Genomic DNA, 18,757 nt, shown 5'->3' on the forward strand with positions numbered 1-18,757 from the left:
GCGTTCATTCTCCCGTGTTGGCGCCGGTTCCGGATGCCGCCCGCGCGGCGCGCTCGAGCTCCAGCAACTCGTCCGAGAGCCGCACCAACTCGCGGTCGGTGGCGGGCACCGCGTCGACGAGCAGGTCGCGGATCCGGGCCGGGTCGGCCCGGGTCATCGCGGCCACCGCGGCGGCGACCTCGTCCACGCCGGCCAGTCGGGACTGTCCGCACTGCGCGGCGAGCCGCTGGACCGCACCGATCCGCAGCGCATCCAAGGCGTGTAGCCGGGCGGAGGACTTCTGGTACAGCCGCGCCCTGCCCTCCATCGTCTCGCTCGCGCGCACCACCACCGGCAGGTTCTCCACCACCAGCGGCCCGAGCCGCCTGCCGCGCCAGAACGCGGCGGCCACGACGACGAGCAGCAGCAGGATCATCACGCCGGGCACCCACTGCGGGGTGAGCTCCGCCAGGGTGGGTGCCCCACCGGCGACATCGGACACGCTGGGCAGGTACCAGACCAGGTGCGAGTGCTCGCCGAGCAGGCCGAGGGCCAGCGCCGCATTGCCCCGCTCCGCGACGTGCTCGTTGGCGAAGACATCCTGGAGGCCCAGCACCGTGACCGACCCGGATGCGCCGGCGACGCGCACGAGCGAGAACACTGCTCCCTTGTTGTCTGAGTTCGTGCCGGCCAGGCATCCGGTGGCCCGCTCGGCCGCAGTGATCCGGAACCCGGTGCCGCCGCCGGACACTGACCCGGCCCGTCGCACCGCCGGCACGTCGCAGTCGGCGGTCAGCGCCGCATCCGGGACCCGGCCGGCCTGCGCCACCCCGGGTGCCACGGCGGCCAGTGCGGAGAAGCCGGGGCTCACCAGCACACTGTCGGCGGCCAGACCGGCGACCTTCTCGTACTGCTTCGCGTCGAGATAGCCCTTCGGGTCGTACAGGAACAGGGTGGTGTCCCGCGGGTCGGTGATCGCCGCGGTCGTTGCGGCCAGGGTCGAGGTCGCCGTCACCGTCACGCCATGCTGCCGCAGCACCTCGGCCAGCGCCTTGCTGCCGGCGGGCGCCGCGTTGCTGGCCGACAGCGCGTCTCCGGCGCGTCCGGCGGCCCCGGTGAACAGCACGGTACCCACCGCGAACAGGAGCAGGACGACGCCCGCGGCGATCCAGAACGCCCAGCGCCGGGTGGCGCCGCGCACGGTGGGGGTGGTGATCGTCATCGCGGCAGTCCGTTCAGCTGCGGTCGGGCGCCCGCCAGCTCCCGCTCCAGGTCGGCCACCTGCCGGAACGCCTCCTCGGTTCCCGGCCGGCCCAGATAGCGCACCTCGTCGAACGCGGCGGCGGCGAACTGGAGCCGGTCGTCCAGTGTCGGGAACGCGTGCCCGGCGGTGTCGGCGAAGGTGCGCGCCGTGGTCCCTGGGCTCACCGACACGATCGTGCGTTCGGCCAGCCCGCGGGCCAGCGCCCGGAACATCTCCGAGATGGCCAGCGACCACTGCGCCCGGCCCGCCGCCGCCTGCGCCGCGGCCCGCATCGCGGCGGCATCCCGGTCGTCGTCCACGCCGAACAGCACGCCGGCCGCGCGACTGCGGCGGTTCAGCCGGGGCGCGCCGAAAATGAAGTAGGCGGCGATGATCCCGGCCAGCAGCAGCACCGTGATGATCACCAGCAACGGTCCGGGGCCGAGACCGGTGTTGCCGAGGTCCAGCGAGGTCAACCAGTCCCAGAATGCAGCGGACACCCGATCGAACAGGGTCGGTTGCGCGGCCTGGTATTCCGGCTTCGACAGCTCAGCGACGATCCAGCGGCGCGCCTGGTCGGCATCCGGGTCGACCGGCACCTTGGCGGCCAGCCCGCCGAGCAGTGCGGAAGACCCCAGCGCCGCGAGGTGCATCATGCCCAGGGCGACGCATCCGTGGGCGGAATCGGCGCGGCCGGTCGCCGCAGGTTCTGCGCGCCCGGCAGGTACGGGTCGACGACGCCGTGGTCACCGGCCTGGCGGGCTTCGACCACGCGCGCCAGCTCGAGATCGAGACCCTCGGTGCGGATGCGACGGTCGAGATAGATCAGCGCGGACGTGGCCGCCTGCACGACGGCGCCGATCGCGCCGAACACCAGCGTGACCGCGGCGGCGAGCACGGTGATGCCGACGGACACGGCGATCGTGGACGGCTGGTTCTGCCCGTTCGGATCGAGCAGCATCAGCAGCAGCGGGCTCAGCAGCGACAGCGGCGCGGAAATCACCTGCAACGCCACGTTGATGATCACCGCCACGAGCAGCTGGATGCCGAAGGTCTTCCAGAACGCGCCGGTGGTGAGCCGCCAGGACCGGGCGATGGCCCCACGCAGGCTGAGCCGCTCGATCATCAACGCGCTGGAGACCAGCGACAGTTTCGTGCCGATCCAGATGCCCAGGGCCAGCAGCACGAACCCGCCCAGGATGCCCAGCAGCACCGCGATCACGATGCCCGCGGTGCCGGCGGTGGCCGCCAGCAGCACGATCGCACCGACCAGCAGCAGCACCGCGACGGCGATCGCGGCGGTGACGAGCAGTGCCCAGCCGATCAACGCCCACAGCCTGCCGTGGGCCAGGCGCCACAGCTGCCGCAGCGTGAGTTTCTCGCCGAGCGTCGCGCGCGACACCTCGAGCACGATGATGCCTTGCAGCAGCGCCGAGGTGGCGATGGTGAACAGTGCCGCGCCGATGCTGGTGGCCACGATCGCGGCGATGGAGCCGGCCTCGATGACGGCGCTGGTGTCGCTGGCGGCGAAGTCGATGCGGCTCAGCGACAGGTAGGTGACCAGCCCGAGCACGATGAGCACGAGCACCGAGGAGGCACCCTGGATCAGCAGTGCCGCCCCGAACGTGGGCTTCGGGTTGCGGCGCAGCACCCGGAACGAGCCGCCCAGGATCGTGCCGAGGTCCAGCGGCCGCAACGGGATCAGCCCCGGTTTCGGTGGCGGCGTCCAGCCAGGAGGCGGGCCGAGCGTCGGACCGGGTATCCGGCCGTCGGGGGAGTCCGATGGAGAGGCGGCTCCGTACGGTGGCCGCGCGGGTGTGCCGCCGGGAGCCTGCCACTGCTGATTGTCGCTCATTGTCGTCCCCTCGACCGCGCCGGCGATGCCCGCACGCATGCGATTATCGTGACACACTCGACTACTCTTGTGCCAAAGCAATACCACCGCCGAAGAAGGCGGTGCAATTGGATGAAGACGGGACCATGTCAGCGCGCATCTTGGTAGTGGACGATGATACCGCGCTGGCGGAAATGATCGGGATCGTGCTGCGCTCCGAGGGCTTCGATCCGGCGTTCTGTTCCGATGGCGCCGCCGCGTTCGGCGCGTTCCACAGCAGCAGGCCCGATCTCGTGCTGCTCGACCTGATGCTGCCTGGCAAGGACGGCATCGAGGTGTGCACGCAGATCCGCGCCGAATCCGGTGTGCCGATCATCATGCTCACCGCGAAGTCCGACGCCACGGATGTCGTGCGCGGCCTGGAGAGCGGAGCCGACGACTACGTCGTCAAGCCGTTCAATCCCAAGGAGCTGGTGGCGCGCATCCGCACCCGCTTGCGCCCCACGCCGGTCGGGTCCACCGAGGTGCTGCGGGTCGGCGATCTCACCGTGGACGTGCCGGGGCACGAGGTGCGCCGCGGCGATGCGAAGATCAACCTGACCCCGCTGGAGTTCGAGCTGCTGTTCGCGCTGGCGCAGAAGCCGCAGCAGGTGTTCACCCGGGAGATGCTGCTGGAGCAGGTGTGGGGCTACCACTACAAGGCGGACACGCGGCTCGTGAACGTGCACGTGCAACGCCTGCGCGCCAAGGTCGAGGAAGACCCCGACAACCCCAAAATCGTGATGACAGTTCGCGGGGTCGGTTACCGTGCGGGCGCCGCGGGATAGTCTGCGCGTACGCCGCGGTGATTGGCGGGGCTATCCTGCGGCTCTCGCGCGATTCTGGCGAACGTCGCTGCAGTTCCGCACCGTGACCATCACGATCCTGCTGTCCAGCGTCGCGGTGAGCCTGATCGGCGCGTACATGTCGATGAGCATCGGCGACAACCTGTTCTCCTCCCGCCGGGACCAGGTGTCCCAGGAGACCTCGCGGGCCACGGTGCTGGCGCAGGAGATCTTCGACGCCGCGCTGGCCAGCGACGACAACAACCCGGTCGACCTGGAAACCCTCAGTACGGACGCGCTGAACAAGATTCTGCCGTCGGTGACCAGTCCGGCCACCACCGACATCGCGATCCTGCGCAAGCCCGGGCAGCAGACCTCGTTGATCATGCAGCAGACCCAGAGCGCCAATTTCCCGCCGGTGATCACCCAGAGCCTGCGCAGCCAGGTGCAGCGCGGTGATGAGCGCGTGTACCTGCAGTCGGTGCAGTTGCCGGATGGTGCGCCCGGCATCGCGGTCGGCTCGCTGCTGACCGTGCCCAACGCCGGGTCCTATGAGCTCTACCTGGTGTTCGACCTCACGGATGCGCAGCAGACCCTCAACTTCGTGCAGCAAACCCTCGCCCTCGGCGGCCTGGCGCTGGTGCTGCTGATCGGCGCCGTCACCTACGTGGTGGTGCGGCTGGTCGTCGGCCCGATCGTGATGGCCGCCCAGACCAGCGAGAAGCTGGCCGGCGGTCAACTCGAGGAGCGCATCCCCGAGCGCGGCGAGGACGTGATCGCCACCCTGGCCCGCTCGTTCAATAAGATGGCCGACAGCCTGCAGCAGCAGATCACCAAGCTGGCCGAGTTGTCCAGGGTGCAGCAGCGGTTCGTTTCCGACGTCTCGCACGAACTGCGCACACCGCTGACCACCATCCGGCTGGCCGGCGACGTGCTGTACGACCAGCGGCACTCGTTCTCGCCGACCGCGGGCCGAACCGCGGAACTGCTGCACACCCAGGTGGAGCGGTTCGAGATGCTCCTGTCCGACCTGCTGGAGATCAGCCGTTACGACGCCGGCGCGGTGGAACTCGACCTGGAGCCGACCAACCTGGTGCGCCTGGTGGAGGACTCGGTGGAGACGGTGCGCCCGCTCGCCCAGGAACGCGGCTCCGACCTGCGGGTGGTCGCCCCCGGCGGGTACTTCGACGCGGAAGTGGATGCCCGTCGCATCCGTCGCATCCTGCGCAACCTGGTCGGCAACGCGATCGAGCATGGCGAGGGCAAACCCATCGTGGTCACCGTGGACAGCAACGAGACGGCCATCGCGATCGCCGTGCGGGACAACGGGATCGGGATGGACCCGGCGGATGCCGCGCGCGTGTTCGACCGGTTCTGGCGGGCCGACCCGTCCCGCAAGCGCACCATCGGCGGCACCGGGCTGGGGTTGTCCATCGCGCTGGAGGACGCGGCCCTGCACGACGGCGTGCTCGAGGTGTGGTCGCGCAAGGGTGAGGGCACTTGCTTCCGGCTGACACTGCCGCGGCACCGCGGCGCGGCGATCGTGGATTTCCCGGTCGAGTTGCCGCCGACCGATCCGCGCGAACTGGAGGTCGCCGATGCCTGACCGTCGGATACAGTTGCGCCGGATACTGGCGGGCGCGGCCATCGTCGTGGCGGCCAGCGTGCTGTCCGCGTGCGTCGGCATCCCGGCATCCGGCCCCGTGGTGGAGGGCCCGACCATCGACAAGGAGGTCGGCCGGCCGAACGTGTACCTGCCGGAGGGACCCGTCAACGGCGCCGATCAGGAGCAGATCCTGCGCGGGTTCATCTCCGCGTTCGTGGGGCCGCAAAACGACTACAAGGTGGCCAGGCAGTTTCTCACCACCGAGTTCTCCGGCAAATGGGAACCGCGCAGCAGCGTGCTCGTGCGCTCCGGCGGATTCAGCTTCACCTCGATCGGCGAGAACACCATGACCTACTCGTTCAAGGCGCGGGCGGCTATCGACGCCACCGGCTCATACTCCGAATCCCCGACGCCGCTGCCGCAGTCCCTCACCTTCACGTTCGCCAAGGAGGGCAACCAGTGGCGGATCAGCGAGGCGCCGAACGGGATCGTGCTCTCCGACGGCGCGTTCCCGAACGTGTTCGGGCCGCAAACGCTGTACTTCCTCGATCCGTCGCTGCAGCACCTTGTGCCCGATCTGCGCTGGTTCCCCTCCGGCACCGCTCCCACCCGGATCGTGAATGCGTTGCTGGCCGGGCCGCCGCCGTGGTTGCAGAAGGGCGCGGTGACTTCGGTGTTCCCGGACGGCACCCAGCTCACCTCCCCGAAGGTTGTGCTGGTCAACTCGGGGGTGGCGAGGATCGACCTGAGCAGCGAGGCCCTCGCGGCCAAAGGCCGGGAGCGGCAGCTGATGAAGCTGCAACTGACCGCGAGCCTCAGCGGCCTGGCCAGTGTGCGCAGCATCGACATCACCGCCGAGGGATCCCCGTATCCGATCTCCGATTCCGAGGATGGGTTGCCGGTGCTCCAACGGGACGTCGACGGCAGGGCGGTGGTGTCTCGGGAGGGCCAGTTCGGCTATTACGCCAACGGTAAGGTGACCCCGATCGACCAGCTCAGCTCCGGGGTGCTCAGCGCGTCACCCACGGCGGCCACCGTGGACGTGAACCGCCAGGCGGCGGCCGTGCTCGGCAGCGGCGGCGTGTACGCGGTGCGACCCGGCAGCCAGAAGGCCCAGCTGATCGACGACCGGCCGGGGCTCATCCCGCCCACCCTCGACGGGTTCGGCTACGTGTGGTCCGTGCCGGCCGACAACCCAGGCGCGATTCGGGTGTTCGGGCCGGATGCCGCGCCGCACGACATCGCGCCCACCCTGCCGAAGGATGCCCGGGTGGTGTCCTTCGACGTCTCCCGCGACGGCGCCAGGATCGTGGTGCTGCTGCAGACCGACGACGGCCCGCGCGTCATCGTCAGCGCTATCATCCGCGACCCGGACCAGCGCTGGCTGCCGACGACCCTGGGCAGCCCGACCCTCGATGTCGTCGGGGATCCGGGCACGGCCATCGACGCCACCTGGCTCGACGAGCTGTCGGTGGCGACCCTCACCTCGGCGGATGGCATCACCGTGGTCACCCGGTACGAGGTCGGCGGCATGCGCAGCAGCATGGGTCGGCCCGGCGATGGCATCCGCATCGTCGGCGGCAACGACAGCGACAACCTGCGAGTGCTCAGCACCGACCATGTCATCCAGGTACCGCGCGGCAGCAGCTGGTCGAGCACCGAGGTCAAGGTCGACTTCATCGCCACCCAGCACTGAGGCACCCGCCGACAGATACCTTTTCGGACGAGACACCCCGCCGCGGCGGCGTCACTCGTCCGGAACGGTATCGCTCGGCAGCGGAGGCGCCTGCTCTCCGCGCTTCTCCTCCCCAGGCGGGCGCAGGGCTCGCGGCGCACGGTTCCCGGATGCGACGGCGCCGCGGCGCCCGAACGGCGGCACCCTGACACCATGAACCCGCAGAACCCGTCCCAAAAGGTACTGCGGAACGCCCTGCTGGATGCGCTGCGGAACGCGGTCCTGGATGCCTGGTCGGTGCTCTCGCCGGTCAGCTGCGCCGGCTGCGGCGCCGACGACCGCGCATTGTGCCCGGCCTGCCGCGCGGCGCTGGCACTGGACCTGCGGCGGAACGCGCTGCCGGACGGTACACCGGTGTTCAGCGCCCTGCCGTATTCCGGCCCGGTGCGCAGCACGATCCTCGCCTTCAAGGAGCAGGGCCGCACGGATGTCGCGCGCGCCCTCGCCCTCCCGCTGCGGCTGGCATTGGAAACGGCACTACAGACGGTGTCGGCCGGCGCCGCGCACCTCACCACGGTGCCCAGCACCCGGGCCGCCTACCGTCGCCGCGGCTACGATCCGGTGACGTTGCTGGTGGCCAAGGCCGGCGGACATCCGGTTCGGCTGCTGCGGCACACCCGCGCCCACCAGGAGCAGAAATCACTCGGGCGCAGCGAACGCTCCCGCAACCTCGTCGGCTCCCTCGCCGCGCGGCATCCGGGCGTCGGTGCGGTGGTGATCGTGGACGACATCATGACCACCGGGTCCACCCTCACCGAGGCGGTACGGGCCGTGCGGGCGGCCGGTGGACACGTCGAGGCGGCCGTCACGCTGGCGTTCACGGAACGGATTCTGCCCGTCCCGGCGGTTCCCAGAACTTATGAATGACAAGCTCAGCCCGCCACGCTACGGTTGCTGAAAGAGGCGCGAATCATCGCCTGGGTTTTCCGAGCGACGCGCTGATCGGATCGGGAGGGCTCCATGGAAATTTCCATCAACGGTCGCAACCTAGGGATCACGGATCGGTTTCGGGATTACGCGACGGAGAAGGCCGAAAAGATCGAACACCTTGCGGAGAGGGCGCAGGCGTTCGAAGTGAAGGTCAGTCGACACAACGAAAAGAACGGCTCCAACGGCGACGACAAGGTCGAGCTGATGCTGGTCGGGCCGGGTCCGTTGGTGCGTGCAGAGTCGCACGGCACCGACAAGTACGTCGCCTTCGATCTGGCGATGGCCAAACTCATCGAGCGCATCCGTCGCGCCAAAGACCGCACCAAGGTGCACCGCGGCAAGCGCACCCCGGTCTCGCTGCACGATGCCAGCGCGACCGGATTCAGCGTCGTCGACATCACTCCGGCGGCTCCAGAGACCCTGGAGAAGGTGCGCACCGGGGCGATCGACGTCATCCAGGACGAGCAACTCCGATCCGACGAGGAAGAGTGGAGCCCCGTCGTCATAAGAAAGAAGGTGTTCGCGGCGACGCCGATGACGGTCGACGACGCGCTGTACCGGATGGAATTGGTCGGCCACGACTTCTACCTCTTCATCGACGCCGAAACGGACCGGCCGAGCGTCGTCTACCGGCGCAAGGGCTGGGACTACGGCGTGATCGGCTTGGATGTCGAGGACGACCTCGCGGTCAGAGCCGGCCGAAAGGTGCGCCGCTAGCTACCAGTTAGGATTGCTACAGTTATCGGCTGACAAGGGTCGGTTGACTTGCGCTGACCGGAGCGCCGTCGCGCTTCGGTCAGCGGCAGTGCCGAGACGATAAATTGGAGTAATCGGTGTCCAATGTTCTTGAACGGGTTCTTCGAATCGGCGAAGGGCGCACCCTTCGCCGATTGAACCGTTACGCCGCGGCTGTGAACGCACTCGAAGACGACTTCACAGCGCTCAGTGACGACGAACTGAAAAACGAGACGATCGAACTGCGCGAGCGGTACGTGAACGGCGAGTCGCTGGACGACCTGCTGCCCGAGGCGTTTGCCGCCGTGCGGGAGGCATCCGTGCGCACGCTGGGCATGCGCCCATTCGATGTGCAGCTGATGGGCGGCGCTGCGCTGCACCTGGGCAACATCGCTGAGATGAAGACCGGTGAAGGCAAGACCCTGGTGGCCACCCTGCCGGCGTACCTCAACGCGATCGCCTCCCGCGGCGTGCACGTGGTGACCGTGAACGATTATCTGGCCAGCTACCAGTCTGAGCTGATGGGCCGGGTGTTCCGCGCGCTGGGGATGACCACCGGATGCATCATCTCCGGCCAGACCCCGGCTGAGCGCAAAGAGCAGTACGCCGCCGACATCACCTACGGCACCAACAACGAGTTCGGCTTCGACTATCTGCGCGACAACATGGCCTGGGACGCGGCCGACATGGTGCAGCGCGGCCACCACTTCGCGATCGTCGACGAGGTGGACTCCATCCTCATCGACGAGGCCCGCACCCCGCTCATCATCTCCGGGCCGTCCTCCGGGGAGGCGAACCGCTGGTTCACCGAGTTCGCCGGTTTGGCCAAGCACCTGATTGCCGGCGAGGACTTCGAGGTGGACGAGAAGAAGCGCACCGTCGGCGTGCTAGAGCCCGGCATCGAGAAGGTCGAAGACTACCTCGGCATCGACAACCTCTACGAATCAGCCAACACGCCGCTGATCTCGTTCCTCAACAATGCGATCAAAGCATCCGCGTTGTTCAAGCGCGACAAGGACTACGTGGTGATGAACGGTGAGGTGCTCATCGTCGACGAGCACACCGGTCGCATCCTGCTCGGCCGCCGCTACAACGAGGGCATCCACCAGGCGATCGAGGCCAAGGAGGGCGTCGCGGTCAAGGCGGAGAACCAGACCCTGGCCACGGTGACCCTGCAGAACTACTTCCGGCTCTACGACAAGCTGTCCGGCATGACCGGAACCGCCGAGACCGAGGCGGCCGAATTCATGGGCACCTACAAGCTCGGGGTGGTGCCGATTCCGACGAACAAGCCGATGATCCGGATGGACCAGTCCGACCTCGTCTATAAGAACGAGAAGGCCAAGTTCGAGCAGGTCGTGGAAGACATCGCGAAGCGGCACGAGAAGGGCCAGCCGGTGCTGGTCGGCACCACCAGCGTGGAGAAGAGCGAGTACCTCTCCAAGCTGCTGGCCAAACGCGGCGTCAAGCACGAGGTGCTCAACGCGAAGAACCACGCCCGTGAGGCCGCGATCGTCGCGCAGGCCGGGCGGCTCGGATCGGTGACCGTCGCCACCAACATGGCCGGCCGCGGCACCGACATCATGCTCGGCGGCAACGCCGAGTTCCTCTCGGTTGCGGAGTTGAACAAACAGGGCCTCAGCCCGGTGGAGACGCCGGAGGAGTACGAGGCGGCCTGGGACGCCGTGTTCGAGAGCGTGAAGAAGACGGTCGAGGAGGAGGCCGCGAAGGTCATCGAGGTCGGCGGGCTCTACGTGCTCGGCACCGAGCGGCACGAGTCGCGCCGCATCGACAACCAGCTGCGCGGCCGGTCCGGCCGTCAGGGCGACCCGGGGGAGAGCCGGTTCTACCTCTCGCTCACCGACGACCTGATGCGCCTGTTCAACTCCTCGGCGGCGGAGTCGCTGATGGGTCGCAGCAACGTGCCGGATGATCTGGCGATCGAGTCCCGCGTGGTCAGCCGCGCCATCCGCAGCGCTCAGGGCCAGGTGGAGGCGCGCAACGCCGAGATCCGCAAGAACGTGCTCAAGTACGACGACGTGCTGAACCGGCAGCGCGAGGCGATTTATGGCGACCGTCGCCGCATCCTCGAGGGCGACGACCTGCACGACCGCACCCAGAACTTCCTGCAGGACGTCATCACCGCCGTGCTCGACGAGCACACCTCGGAGGGTCACGCTGACGACTGGGATCTGGAGGCTCTGTGGAACGACCTCAAGTTGCTCTACCCGATTTCGATCACCCTTGACGAGCTGGTGCACGAGGTCGGCGGGCGCAATCAGATCACCCGGCAGGTGCTGGATGAGGAGATCCTCTCCGATGCCCGGCTCGCCTACGAGCGCCGCACCGAAGCGCTCGGCGAACCGGCGATGCGGGAACTGGAACGTCGCGTTGTGCTGTCGGTGATCGATCGCCGCTGGCGGGACCACCTCTACGAAATGGACTACCTGAAAGACGGCATCGGGCTGCGGGCGATGGCCCAACGCGACCCGCTGGTGGAGTACCAGCGCGAAGGGTTCTCCCTGTTCCAGACCATGATGGAGCAGATCCGCGAAGAGTCGATCGGCTTCCTGTTCAACCTGGAAGTCGAGGTGAACGCCGGCGGCGACACCACCGCGGCGGTTCCGCAGGTGGCGGCGAAGGGTCTCAGCGGCGCCGGCGCAGGCAACCAGAAGCTCAGCTACTCCGCGCCGTCGGATGCCGGCGGGGTCGAGGTGCGCAACCAGCGCGGCCAGATCGAACAGGCCGCCACCGCCAAGGCCCGCCAGGCTCAGGCCGCTGCGGAACCGGGGTTGAGTCCTGCCTTCGGCGGTCGCGGAGCGCCGAGCGGCCAGCAGGGCGGCACGAAGGCGGCGCCACCGGCCGGTCCGGCCCCGAGCAACCGGGCGGAGCGGCGCGCGCAGGAGCGCAAGCGCGCGCAGCACTGAACGGGTACCGTCCGGGCTCTCTCACAGCACGTTGATCGCGGTCGCCCGCCATCGGTGGTCGAGCCCCTCGAGCCGAAGCGCCACGACCCTGGTGCGCACCCGGCCGTGCACCACGACGACGGCCTCGACCACGCCGTCGCGCGGCTCGCACATCGACGTCGAGCCGATCGTGAACGTCGGCCGAGCGCCGGGCTGCCCCTTGGCTTGCCGCGCCCGGGCCGACAGCACCACCCGTTTCAGCAGGTGTCGGTACACGTCGTCGGTGACCCACCGTGAAATCTGCTCCAGGTCGCGGGCTCCGGCGAGGATCTCGATAACACAGCGGGTGAGATTTTCCAGCAGCGGCTGCGGATCGGGCAGAGCCGACCGCTGCGCAGGCTGATGTCCGAAGAACTCGTCGGACTCGAAGTGCTGATGGATGATTTTGCCCGGCGACGTCGACTCGCGAGATCGCGTCTGGCGGCCGTGCGTCCGGCCGGCGTGCGTTTGATCGGGTTGCGTCTGGTCGGGTTGCGTCTGGTCGGGATTGAGCGCGTTAGTCACGGTTGCTCCCAGGTCTCATGCCGGTCCGGTCTACCCCATAACGGGGGTCGCGTAATGGACAAGAACTTAAGCAGACTCGACCATCGGATGTCCACGCCCCACTGCGGGGCTGTGGATAACATCGCCCGGGTGTCGGTGCGGGTGGCTACGGTCGCATCTATGCGCTGGGACAACCTCTTTGATGACCTCGAAAGTCAGCTCGAACAGGGGCTGACGGCTGAGGAGCTCGACCTGAAGGCCGAGGAGGAGCGCTTGCGCCTCGGCCGGCTCGGGCTGCGCGACCGGATCACGGCAATCCTCCACGCGCAGAAATTCGACCCGGCTTACGGCATCCGTTTCACCCTGCGCGGCGGGCAGAGCCTGTCACTGCGCCCAGTGGCCATCGGCAAGGACTGGCTGTCCGCGGACCTCCTGGACGATTCCACCCGGCGCGCCCAGTGCGTGCTGCCCTTCCCCGCCATCGCCGGCATCATCCTCACCCCGCCCCAGGTGCAGCAGAGCCTGAACCCACCATCACCCCGGGATGCCGAGCCAGGGATCACCAGCCGGCTCGGCCTCACGTTCGTGTTACGTGACCTGTGCCGCCGTCGCCGCGAGGTGAGCGTGCGCCTTGCCGACGGCGATCTGCACGGCACCATCGACCGGGTCGGCCGGGATCACTTCGATCTCGCCGTGCACGAGTCGGGTGCCGCACGGAGGGACTCCGCCGTGTTCTCCTACCGGATGATCCCGCTGGATCAGCTCCTGCTGGTGCTGCTGTGATCACCGGTGCTGCGGTGACCGCCTCGGCCGCCGAGTAACTCCGGGATGCTGCCCAGGTCTGACTGGTTCCACAGGCTGAGCCGTCGCGACTCCTCGTACTTGGCCTCGATGTAGGACTCCAGCACACTGCGTTCCACCCGCCACTGCCCACGTCCGCCGACCTTGATCGCCGGCAACTCGCCGGAGCGCACCAGCGCGTAGGCCTGGCTCGCCGAAACGTTGAGCAGTTCCGCGGTGTCGGCCAAGGTGAGGAACCGGGCGAGGGTGCCGGCGGGGTTGGTGTCGTTCATGTCTCGATTATGGGTGAGCCGGGCACGGCGGAACGGGGCTGTGGATAACTTTCGGCGCCGCAGGGCGCGGGCGGCGACCATAGAGATCACCCCTGGTGGGAGCCCGGGAACCGAAGGAGATCGCCGATGCCCCGCAAAAACACGGCACCCGTGACCGAACGCACACCGCGGTCGTTCTGGTTCGATCCACGGTTCGCCATCGGCGTCTGCCTGATCCTGGCCTCCGTAGTCGGTGTGCTCTGGATCGTTTCCAACGCCGATCGCACCGTGCAGGTGCTGTCGGCGGCGGGCCCACTGAGTCCAGGCGACCGGGTCGCCGCCGCGGACTTCGGTGTACAGAGTGTGCGATTGGGCTCGGCCGGCGACAAGTACCTCACCCGGTCCGACGTGCCGAAGGCCGGTGTCGTGGTCACCAGAGCCGTGGCCGCTGGCGAACTGGTGCCGCTGTCCGCGGTCGGCAGCGTCGAGGGGCTGGACGTGGCCTCCGTCGTGGTCGGGGTGCACGGCGAGCTTCCGCAGGCCGTGGCCGCCGGGACGGTGGTGGATTTGTGGTCGGCGCACGAGACCGAGCAGCACGGCGTGTTCGGTGCTCCGGCGGTGCTCGTGAGCTCCGCCACCGTGGTCAGGGTGATCACCCCCGATGGCCTGGTCGCCGGCAGCACCCAGAGCGTGGAACTGCTCGTGTCGCGCTCGAAGACGGCCAGTGTGCTGGAGGCGGTGGCGAACCAGGATGCGATGTCAGTGGTTCCGGTGAGCCTTCCGGCGAAAGGCTGAACCGTGCCCACGATAGCGATCGGAGTGCCGGAACCCTCCGACGACACTCTCGCCCGTGAGGCCGGCCGCAACGGTTACGACGTGGTAGCGCGGTGCCGCAGCGCCGTGGAACTGGTGACGGCCATCCTCGGGACGCTGCCGAACCTCGTCGCGGTGTCCGCGGCGGAGGGCTACCTGGATGCCAACCTGCTGGCCCAGTGCGATGCCGCGGGGGTGCGCATCGTCGCCTTCGCCGCATCCGAGCGGGACCGGCGCCGGGCCAGCGCGCTGGGACTGCACGAGGTCATCGTCGGCGAACCGAGCTGGTCCGCGTTGGAGTCGCTGCTCGAACGGGTCGACACGCCGTCGACCGGGCCTCGCGGTGGCGGCCAGGTGCTGGCGGTCTGGGGGCCGGCTGGTGCTCCGGGGCGCACGACGCTGGCCGTCAACATCGCCGCCCAGTTGGCGTCCGCCGGTTTCAGCGTCGTGCTCGCCGACGTCGACACGCACGGGGCCGCGGTGGCGCCGGCGCTCGGGCTGCTCGACGAAGCGCCCGGGTTCGCGGCCGCATGCCGGCTCGCGGGTGCCGACAGCCTCACCCAGCTGGAACTGGAACGGATCGGGCAACGCTACCTGTCGGCGCACGGCAGTTTCTGGGTGCTCACCGGCATCGGCCGGGCCAGCCGATGGCCGGAGCTGTCTGCGGAACGGGTCGGTACCGTGGTGCGGGAGTGCCGTAGCTGGGCCGACTTCACGGTGCTCGACACCGGATCCAGCCTGGAAAGCGACGAGGAGATCTCCAGTGACCTGTTCGCGCCGCGCCGCAACGCCGCGACGATCGCGGCGCTGCGTGCGGCCGATCGGGTCATCGCCGTGGGCGCAGCGGATCCGGTGGGGCTGTCCCGGTTCCTGCGCGCCCACGTGGATTTGATCGAGACCCTGGAGACGGACCGGATCACCGTGGTGATGAACAAGATCCGCGCCAGTGCGATCGGGCCGGGCCCAGGCGCACAGGTCGCGCAAACCCTGCAACGCTTCGGCGGGATCACCGCCGCGGTGCTCGTGCCGTACGACCAGCCGGCGCTGGATGCCGCGGTGCTGCGCGGCAAGACGCTGATGGATGCCGCCCGCAAGTCGCCCGCGAACCTGGCCATCGGCAAGTTCGTGTCGGCCCGTCTGATCCCGCCATCGAGCGAATCTGCTCAGCACTGGATGCGGTGGCGACGGCTGCTGCCGGCGCCACGGCTGGCCCGTCCGACGGGGCAGCACCAGAGGATCGCCGAGCGCAGGCTAACCTAGAGGGCGTGTCGACCCTCAGTGATCTGGTCATAGCGCAGGGGCGCTCCGAGGAAGCCGACGTCGAGTGGCTGCACCTGCTCGTGGGGGACTGGCAACTGCTGGCGGACCTCGCCTTCGCGGACATCGTGCTGTGGGTGCCGTCGGCGCAGGGCAGCTTCGTCGCCGTCGCCCACGCCCGTCCGTCCAGCTCCGCCACCCTGTTCTATCGCGACTTCGTCGGGCAGGATGTGCGGCCGGAGTGGGTGTCCCAGGTCACCGAGGCGTTCGAGACCGCGCACATCGTCGATTCCGCCTCGCCGGACTGGTTCGAGGAGACCCCGACCAGGGTGCGTGCGGTGCCGGTGATGCGGCGACTGTCGCCGAGCGGCGCGGAAACCACCAAGCATCCGATCGCCGTGATCAGCCGGCACACCAACTTGAGCGAGGCGCGTACCCCGAGCCGTCAGGAGCTCACCTTCAACGAGTGCGCCAACGATTTGTTCGCGATGATCGAGGTCGGCGACTTTCCCGACCTCGGTGCCCCGGCCGGCCCGCGCCGCGGTGCGCCGCGCGCCTCGGACGGCCTGATCCGGCTGGACGTGGACGGCATCGTCACTTTCGCCAGCCCGAACGGCCTCTCCGCGTTCAACCGGATGGGGTTCGGCGGGGAACTCGAGGGCGAATCGCTGGCCGAGGTGACCACCGGGCTGTTGGCGGGCAAGGTCAGCGTCGACGAATCGCTGCCGCTCGTGGTGACCGGTCGGGCGCCCTGGCGCACCGACATCGAGGCGAAGGGAGTGACCGTCTCACTGCGGTCGATTCCGATCCGCGATCGCGGCGAGCGGGTAGGCGCCATCGTGCTCAGCCGGGACGTCACCGAGCTGCGACACCAGGAGCAAGAATTGCTCACCAAAGACGCCACGATCCGTGAAATCCATCACCGGGTGAAGAACAACCTGCAGACTGTGGCGTCACTGCTGCGCATCCAGGCCCGACGATCTCACTCGGATGACGCGCGGGAGTCGTTGACCCAGGCGATGCGTCGGGTCGCGGCGATCGCGGTGGTGCACGACACGCTCAGCGAAGGGCTCAGCCAGAACGTGGACTTCGACGCGGTGTTCGAGCGGGTGCTGCTGCTCATCGCGGAGATCTCTTCCACGCACAACGCCAAGGTGCATCCGAAGTTCTCCGGCAGCTTCGGCGAACTGCCGAGCGCCTATGCGACGCCGCTGTCGCTCGCGCTCACCGAATTGGTGACCAACGCGATCGAACACGGCCTGGACGGGCGCGAGGGCAACGTGGAGATCACGGCGGAACGCACCGACGCCACGCTCAGCGTGCGGGTGCGCGACACGGGCGCGGGGATGCCTGAGGGCAAGGTCGGTTCTGGACTGGGAACGCAGATCGTGCGCACCCTCATTCAGGGCGAACTGGGCGGCACCATCGACTGGCACACGATGGTGGGCAGCGGGACCGAGGTGACCATCGACATTCCGCTGGCCTGGCTCACGAAGAGCTAGCGGCTCACGAAGAGCGAGCTAGGAGGCCCTGCGGGCGCGGGCGGCACGGCGCTTGAGCGCACGTCGCTCGTCTTCACTGAGCCCGCCCCAGACGCCGTAATCCTGGTTGGTCTCCAGTGCGTACTGCAGGCACTGCTCGCTGACTGTGCAACGACCGCAGACTGCCTTCGCCTTTTCGATCTGGTCGACCGCGGGGCCGGTGTTTCCTACCGGGAAGAACAGTTCGGGGTCGACGGTGAGGCAGGCTGCTTTATCGCGCCAATCCATGAATAGGTACTCCTTCAGGTGTGATGCATAGGTCTAGACCCGTAACGGGATGACGAAGAGGGTTTTGGGATATGCTCACAGCCCTGTGAGGAACAAATCGACCTCAGCTAGAATCTCACACTGGTTGTAGCAAATCAATAGTTTTGTATCGGATCTCCCTGTGAGCGAAAAGAATGACCCGGCCCCGGCGCCCGACGAGGGGCGGATGCGTGCCCCCGTGCTAGTGAGGATCTTGGTCGTCCTGCTCGTGGCCGAAGCCGCCGCACTCGCCGCCGCCGCCGTCTTCCTGCTGGTCGAACTTCTCGCCGAAACCCCGCAGTCCTACGCCGCTGCCGTGGCGATTTTCGCGCTCACCGCCCTCGCCGCGGCGTGGCTCGTCATGGTCGCGGTGAACACGCTTCGCGGCCGGCCCTGGGTGCGCGCGGCGGCGATGGTGTGGCAAGTGCTGCAGATCGGCCTCGGCATCGGCAGCCTGCAGGGGCTGTTCGCCCGCGAAGACGTCGGGTGGTTCCTCATCGTGCCGGCGGTCGTGGTGATCGTCTTGCTGTTCACTCCGTCCGTGCTGGCCGCCACCCGACGCGATCCCTGAGCCCGGCGCCGGCGGAGCACCGGGTAGCCTTGAACCTGATGTTGAAGACACTGTTGACGGCGAAAATCCATCGGGCGACGGTCACCCACGCCGACCTGAACTACGTCGGGTCGATCACGATCGACAAGAACCTTCTGGATGCCTCTGGCATCCTTTCCGGCGAGTTGCTGTCGATTGTGGATGTCACCAACGGCGCACGACTGGAGACGTACGCGATCACGGGTGAGCCGGGCAGCGGCGTCATCGCGATCAACGGGGCCGCGGCCCACCTCGTGCACCCCGGTGACCTCGTCATCATCATGGCGTACGGCCTGTTCGAGGCCGAGGAAGCGCGCTCGTTCCAGCCGAAGGTCGTTCACGTGGATGCCGAGAACCGAGTCGTCGAGATCGGCGCAGACGCCGCATCCGCCCCCGAAGGGCTCCTCACCACCCCGCACCGCTTCTAACGGCGCACGGTCAGGCGTCGAGGCCGAGCTTCTTGCGCAGCGAGGCGACGTGCCCGGTTGCCTTCACGTTGTAGAGCGCGTGCTCGATCGTGCCGGACTCGTCGAGCACGAACGTCGACCGCAGCGTGCCGGTGACGATCTTGCCGTAGAGCGACTTCTCGCCGTAGGCGCCGTACGCGTTGTGCACGTCCAGGCTCGGGTCACTCAGCAGTGGGAAATTCAGACCCTGCTCTTTCTGGAACTTTTTCAGTGGCGGCAGGTCGTCCTTCGAGACGCCGAGCACTTGGTATCCGGAGGACTTCAGCGAGTTGATGTTGTCCCGGAAATCGCAGGCCTCTGTGGTGCAGCCGGGGGTGCTGGCGGCCGGGTAGAAGTAGACGATGACCTTCTTGCCGGCGAAATCGGCCAGCGAAACGGAGTTGCCGTCCTGGTCGTTGAGGGTGAAAGCCGGGGCGGAATCGCCGGGGGCGAGTTTGGTGGATGCCATACGGATTCT

General features: G+C 68.1%; 19 protein-coding genes. 12 read left to right on the forward strand and 7 right to left on the reverse strand.

Annotated features, from left to right (window positions below; translation table 11 throughout):
* Positions 1–4: 4 nt before the first annotated feature.
* From ABFX56_RS11450 to ABFX56_RS11460, 3 genes are read right to left on the reverse strand one after another with little or no spacing between them, the layout of a single operon-like run.
* On the reverse strand, positions 5–1,201 hold the full coding sequence (locus ABFX56_RS11450; protein ID WP_346233456.1) for a DUF4350 domain-containing protein: 1,197 nt from the start codon (positions 1,199–1,201) through the stop codon (positions 5–7).
* Entirely contained in the window at positions 1,198–1,878 is a 681-nt protein-coding gene (locus ABFX56_RS11455) for a DUF4129 domain-containing protein (protein ID WP_346233457.1), read from the reverse strand. Before ABFX56_RS11455 ends, ABFX56_RS11450 begins: the two co-directional genes overlap by 4 nt.
* Positions 1,875–3,116, reverse strand: coding sequence for a hypothetical protein (locus tag ABFX56_RS11460; RefSeq protein ID WP_346233458.1), 1,242 nt, complete (start codon positions 3,114–3,116; stop codon positions 1,875–1,877). The genes ABFX56_RS11455 and ABFX56_RS11460 overlap by 4 nt, the downstream gene beginning before the upstream one ends.
* A gap of 86 nt (positions 3,117–3,202) precedes the next feature.
* On the opposite strand from ABFX56_RS11460, the gene mtrA reads away from it, so the two are divergent.
* From mtrA to secA, 6 genes are all read left to right on the forward strand, one after another.
* Positions 3,203–3,883 carry an MtrAB system response regulator MtrA gene (mtrA, locus tag ABFX56_RS11465; RefSeq protein WP_346233459.1) on the forward strand — a complete coding sequence of 227 codons (681 nt, stop codon included), beginning with the start codon at positions 3,203–3,205 and terminating at the stop codon, positions 3,881–3,883.
* Position 3,884: 1 nt separating this feature from the next.
* Positions 3,885–5,486, forward strand: coding sequence for an MtrAB system histidine kinase MtrB (gene mtrB / locus ABFX56_RS11470; protein WP_428834440.1), 1,602 nt, complete (start codon positions 3,885–3,887; stop codon positions 5,484–5,486).
* Entirely contained in the window at positions 5,479–7,182 is a 1,704-nt protein-coding gene (locus ABFX56_RS11475) for an LpqB family beta-propeller domain-containing protein (protein ID WP_346233461.1), read from the forward strand. The genes mtrB and ABFX56_RS11475 overlap by 8 nt, the downstream gene beginning before the upstream one ends.
* Before the next feature lie 192 nt (positions 7,183–7,374).
* Positions 7,375–8,088, forward strand: a complete 714-nt coding sequence (locus ABFX56_RS11480) for a ComF family protein (protein ID WP_346233462.1) — start codon at positions 7,375–7,377, stop codon at positions 8,086–8,088.
* A gap of 93 nt (positions 8,089–8,181) precedes the next feature.
* Positions 8,182–8,868 carry a ribosome hibernation-promoting factor, HPF/YfiA family gene (gene hpf / locus ABFX56_RS11485; RefSeq protein WP_346233463.1) on the forward strand — a complete coding sequence of 229 codons (687 nt, stop codon included), beginning with the start codon at positions 8,182–8,184 and terminating at the stop codon, positions 8,866–8,868.
* A 116-nt stretch (positions 8,869–8,984) separates the two neighbouring features.
* Positions 8,985–11,813, forward strand: a complete 2,829-nt coding sequence (gene secA, locus ABFX56_RS11490) for a preprotein translocase subunit SecA (RefSeq protein ID WP_346233464.1) — start codon at positions 8,985–8,987, stop codon at positions 11,811–11,813.
* Between the two features lie 21 nt (positions 11,814–11,834).
* Here the strand turns inward: secA and ABFX56_RS11495 are convergent, their stop codons facing one another.
* Positions 11,835–12,356, reverse strand: coding sequence for an Rv3235 family protein (locus tag ABFX56_RS11495; RefSeq protein WP_346233465.1), 522 nt, complete (start codon positions 12,354–12,356; stop codon positions 11,835–11,837).
* A 111-nt stretch (positions 12,357–12,467) separates the two neighbouring features.
* On the opposite strand from ABFX56_RS11495, the gene ABFX56_RS11500 reads away from it, so the two are divergent.
* A complete protein-coding gene (locus ABFX56_RS11500; RefSeq protein WP_346233466.1) occupies positions 12,468–13,118 on the forward strand; it encodes a hypothetical protein in 651 nt (216 codons plus the stop codon).
* On the opposite strand, the gene ABFX56_RS11505 is transcribed toward ABFX56_RS11500, so the two are convergent.
* On the reverse strand, positions 13,094–13,408 hold the full coding sequence (locus ABFX56_RS11505) for a helix-turn-helix domain-containing protein (protein ID WP_346233467.1): 315 nt from the start codon (positions 13,406–13,408) through the stop codon (positions 13,094–13,096). The genes ABFX56_RS11500 and ABFX56_RS11505 overlap by 25 nt on opposite strands.
* A gap of 126 nt (positions 13,409–13,534) precedes the next feature.
* Here ABFX56_RS11505 and ABFX56_RS11510 point away from each other — a divergent pair, with 126 nt between their 5' ends.
* From ABFX56_RS11510 to ABFX56_RS11520, 3 genes are read left to right on the forward strand one after another with little or no spacing between them, the layout of a single operon-like run.
* The gene (locus ABFX56_RS11510) at positions 13,535–14,182 is read left to right on the forward strand and encodes an SAF domain-containing protein (RefSeq protein ID WP_346233468.1); all 648 of its coding nucleotides are present in this window, start codon (positions 13,535–13,537) and stop codon (positions 14,180–14,182) included.
* 3 nt (positions 14,183–14,185) lie between these two features.
* The gene (locus ABFX56_RS11515; protein WP_346233469.1) at positions 14,186–15,460 is read left to right on the forward strand and encodes a CpaE/TadZ family protein; all 1,275 of its coding nucleotides are present in this window, start codon (positions 14,186–14,188) and stop codon (positions 15,458–15,460) included.
* A 5-nt stretch (positions 15,461–15,465) separates the two neighbouring features.
* Positions 15,466–16,959 carry a sensor histidine kinase gene (locus tag ABFX56_RS11520; protein WP_346233470.1) on the forward strand — a complete coding sequence of 498 codons (1,494 nt, stop codon included), beginning with the start codon at positions 15,466–15,468 and terminating at the stop codon, positions 16,957–16,959.
* A gap of 18 nt (positions 16,960–16,977) precedes the next feature.
* Here the strand turns inward: ABFX56_RS11520 and ABFX56_RS11525 are convergent, their stop codons facing one another.
* Positions 16,978–17,226 (reverse strand): WhiB family transcriptional regulator, encoded by a 249-nt coding sequence (locus ABFX56_RS11525; protein WP_346233471.1) that lies wholly within the window; start codon positions 17,224–17,226, stop codon positions 16,978–16,980.
* A gap of 160 nt (positions 17,227–17,386) precedes the next feature.
* On the opposite strand from ABFX56_RS11525, the gene ABFX56_RS11530 reads away from it, so the two are divergent.
* Together ABFX56_RS11530 and panD are read left to right on the forward strand one after the other, a co-directional pair.
* The gene (locus ABFX56_RS11530; protein WP_346233472.1) at positions 17,387–17,815 is read left to right on the forward strand and encodes a hypothetical protein; all 429 of its coding nucleotides are present in this window, start codon (positions 17,387–17,389) and stop codon (positions 17,813–17,815) included.
* 38 nt (positions 17,816–17,853) lie between these two features.
* Positions 17,854–18,261 (forward strand): aspartate 1-decarboxylase, encoded by a 408-nt coding sequence (gene panD, locus ABFX56_RS11535; protein ID WP_346233473.1) that lies wholly within the window; start codon positions 17,854–17,856, stop codon positions 18,259–18,261.
* A 10-nt stretch (positions 18,262–18,271) separates the two neighbouring features.
* Here the strand turns inward: panD and bcp are convergent, their stop codons facing one another.
* Positions 18,272–18,748, reverse strand: coding sequence for a thioredoxin-dependent thiol peroxidase (gene bcp, locus ABFX56_RS11540; protein WP_346233474.1), 477 nt, complete (start codon positions 18,746–18,748; stop codon positions 18,272–18,274).
* Positions 18,749–18,757: the final 9 nt, after the last annotated feature.

Origin of the sequence: Parafrigoribacterium mesophilum (genome assembly GCF_039652555.1) — a bacterium.
Classification (GTDB): domain Bacteria; phylum Actinomycetota; class Actinomycetes; order Actinomycetales; family Microbacteriaceae; genus Parafrigoribacterium; species Parafrigoribacterium mesophilum.